This is a genomic window from Chryseobacterium sp. RR2-3-20 (assembly GCF_017808115.1).
In the GTDB taxonomy this organism is placed as follows: domain Bacteria; phylum Bacteroidota; class Bacteroidia; order Flavobacteriales; family Weeksellaceae; genus Chryseobacterium; species Chryseobacterium oryzae.
Map to the genome: position 1 here is coordinate 1 of NZ_JADQBD010000122.1, position 3,764 is coordinate 3,764.

2 protein-coding genes and 1 pseudogene are annotated in these 3,764 nt (G+C 33.5%); all 3 read left to right on the top strand.

The genetic code is table 11. The annotated features are described in order from the left end of the window. Positions 1–254 precede the first annotated feature (254 nt). Complete coding sequence (gene eno / locus IV513_RS15055; protein WP_209391379.1) at positions 255–1,547, top strand: phosphopyruvate hydratase; 1,293 nt, start codon at positions 255–257, stop codon at positions 1,545–1,547. A 91-nt stretch (positions 1,548–1,638) separates the two neighbouring features. Then, positions 1,639–2,925 (top strand): citrate synthase, encoded by a 1,287-nt coding sequence (locus IV513_RS15060; RefSeq protein WP_209391380.1) that lies wholly within the window; start codon positions 1,639–1,641, stop codon positions 2,923–2,925. 347 nt (positions 2,926–3,272) lie between these two features. Continuing rightward, a pseudogene (locus IV513_RS15065) lies at positions 3,273–3,671 on the top strand (TonB-dependent receptor); the annotation flags it as partial. Positions 3,672–3,764 lie beyond the last annotated feature (93 nt).

Genomic DNA, 3,764 nt, shown 5'->3' on the forward strand with positions numbered 1-3,764 from the left:
CTACAAGCTAAATCGAAGATATTTTGGAGATAGCCTCTTTGAAAGGCTTATTATTGCTAACATTACAGGGTTATGATTAAAAACGGATAATCAAAAATAATTTTAACTAACTGAACAATAATTTAATTTTATTGAATTTTCACATTCAGAAATTAACGAATATTTAACTACTAAAAATGTTTAATAAAGTTAATGAATTCATGATAAAATTCAAAAAATCATTAAATTTGTCTAAACTATTAAAAAAAATTAAGATGAGTTACATTTCTTACATAGAAGCGAGACAAATTTTGGATTCAAGAGGAAATCCTACAGTAGAAGTTGATGTTTTTACGGAAAGTGGAGCAATGGGGCGTGCCGCTGTACCTTCAGGAGCATCAACAGGAGAACATGAAGCAGTAGAATTGCGTGATGGCGGTTCAGAATGGATGGGTAAAGGAGTTTCTAAAGCTGTAGAAAATGTAAGAGAAGTAATTGCACCAGAATTGGTGGGTCTTCCTGTTTTTGATCAGAATCTTATCGATCAGATTATGATTGATTTGGATGGAAGCAACAACAAAGGTAATTTAGGAGCCAATGCTATTTTAGGAGTTTCTTTAGCTGCCGCAAAAGCTGCTGCAACAGAATTAAGATTGCCTTTATACAAGTATGTTGGAGGTGTGAATGCCAATACTCTTCCGGTTCCTATGATGAACGTTATCAACGGTGGTTCTCACTCAGATGCGCCAATCGCTTTCCAAGAATTTATGGTAATGCCGGTAAAAGCAGACTCTTTTTCTCATGCATTAAGAAAAGGAACTGAGATTTTCCATAATCTTAAATCTATTCTTCATTCTAGAGGGCTTTCTACTGCAGTTGGTGACGAAGGTGGTTTTGCTCCGACTTTCGCAGGAACAGAAGATGCTTTAGATACTTTATTACAGGCAATTGAAAAGGCTGGATACAAACCGGGTGATGATGTAATGATTGCATTAGACTGTGCTGCTTCAGAATTTTATAAGGATGGAATTTACGATTACAGAAAATTCCAGACCGCAGATGCACCTCAGTTTTCTAGAAGCGAGCAGGTTTCCTACCTAGCAGAATTGGCAAATAAATATCCAATTATTTCTATTGAAGATGGTATGCAGGAAGACGATTGGGAAGGTTGGAAGATGTTAACAGAAAAAATCGGCGACAGAGTACAATTGGTTGGAGACGATTTATTTGTAACTAATGTAGAAAGATTATCAAGAGGAGTAAAAGAAGGTATTGCAAATTCAATTTTGGTAAAAGTTAACCAAATCGGTTCTCTTTCTGAGACTATGGATGCAGTACAAATGGCTCAACACAACAAGTATACTTCTGTAATGTCTCACAGGTCTGGTGAAACTGAAGATTCTACTATTGCAGATTTAGCGGTAGCAATGAATTGCGGACAGATTAAAACGGGTTCTGCTTCAAGATCAGACAGAATGGCAAAATACAATCAGTTACTAAGAATTGAAGAAGCTTTAGGTGAAACTGCAGTTTTTCCTGGGTTAGATGCTTTTAAAATCAAAAGATAATTCATTGAATTTATAAATAACGGCAAGCGAAATTTTTTGTTTGCCGTATTTTATAATAAATAGTATATTTAGAAAAAAAATAAATTAAATAATGTCAGACAACAAAGTTATATTGAATTACGAAGGTAATTCATATGAGTATCCAATCGTGGATAGTACAATCGGAGACAGAGGAATAGATATTTCTAAATTAAGAGACCAAACGGGTCTTATTACTCTAGATTTAGGGTATAAAAATACTGGTGCAACCATTAGTGAGATTACTTACTTAGATGGTGACCAAGGAGAACTATTCTACAGAGGTTATCCAATTGAACAAATCGCTGAAAAGTCTAATTTTACAGAAGTAATGTATCTTTTACTTCACGGTGAATTGCCTACAGCAGATCAATTTATTACATTCGATTCGAATATTAAAAAATATAATTTCGTTGCAGAAGAGATGAAAAAGATTATTGATGCTTTCCCTCGTTCTGCTCACCCAATGGGAGTTTTATCTTCTTTAACTTCAGCTTTAACAGCTTTTAACCCTAAAGCGGTTAACGTTAATTCTAAGGAAGAAATGGATCATGCTGCGGAATTAATGATTGCTAAATTTTCGCATCTTTGTGCTTGGACTTACAGAAAAACACAAGGTTTACCATTAAACCACGGAGATAATAGTTTAAGCTATGTAGAAAATTTCTACAAAATGACTTTCAGAATGCCAAATCAGGAATTCGAAATCGATCCGGTTGTTGTAAGTGCATTAGATAAACTTTTAATTCTTCATGCAGACCACGAACAAAACTGTTCTACTTCTACAGTAAGAATGGTAGGTTCTGCTCATACAGGTCTTTTCGCTTCTGTTTCTGCTGGTGTTTCTGCACTTTGGGGGCCTCTTCACGGTGGTGCAAACCAAGCAGTAATTGAAATGCTTGAATTGATTGAGAAAGATGGTGGAGATGTTAACAAATGGGTGTCTAAAGCTAAAGATAAAAATGACAGCTTCCGTTTGATGGGATTCGGGCACAGAGTATATAAAAACTTCGATCCTAGAGCAAAAATCATTAAAAAAGCTGCTGATGATATTCTTAATGCATTAGGAATTCACGATAAAGCTTTAGATATTGCTATGCAGTTGGAAAAAGTTGCTCTTGAAGACGAATATTTCGTAGAAAGAAAATTATATCCAAACGTAGATTTCTATTCTGGAATTATCTACAGAGCATTAGGAATTCCTACAGAAATGTTTACAGTAATGTTTGCATTGGGAAGACTTCCTGGATGGATTTCTCAGTGGAAAGAAATGAGACTGAAAGGAGATCCTATCGGAAGACCAAGACAGGTATATCAAGGAGCTCAAAAAAGAGATTATATTGATATCGCTAACAGATAAGATTAACTTTATATTGATTAAAATCCCAATGTTTTCAAAGCTTTGGGATTTTTTTTGTGTATTTTTTTTAATTTTTTTCTCAAGTTCTGTAACAAATCTGTCAAATTTATTGTCTTATAAAGTATAAGAAGCATTTGTTTGTTTAAAATTTTTAAAATTTAATTATTTGTAAATCAATACGTTGTTCAAGTAACAAAAATATTTACACTACTTTGTATTGCATGATACTAAAAAATTAATATATCTTTGCAATGTAAAATATTAACAAATACAAGCTTCTGATAATTCATCGGTGATGATATCCAAATTATCTTAAGAAAAAGAAAAAATTAAAAACAAAATCTAATATGAAAACTCAATTACTAATAGCTGCCATTTTTTTTAGTGGATTTACATTTGCCCAACAGAAAAAAACAGATTCTTTAGAAACAAAGAAAATAGATGAAGTTGTAATTAAAAAACAAGTATTCAAAAAACAAAGCGACCGTTTTGTTTACGATGTTGCAGCTTCTCCCATTGCAAAAGGGAATACAACATTTGATGTTTTGAAGCAAACACCTCTTGTTTCTACAACGGATGATAAAACCTTGAAAATTGCAGGAAAAAATAGTGCTCAGATTTTTATCAACGGAAGAAAATCTAATATGGATGCAGAATCTCTTGTACAATTTCTGAAAAACACTCCGGCAGAAAATATTCAGAAAATAGAAGTAATTACAGTTCCGGGAAGTGAATTTCAGGTTGAACCCAAATCACGCAGTTGAAATTTTTTGAGATAAGTCTATGGGGTAATCCCAAATTCCGACGAACCATTTTCTGCGTTTTTTGGTGAGTGCAAT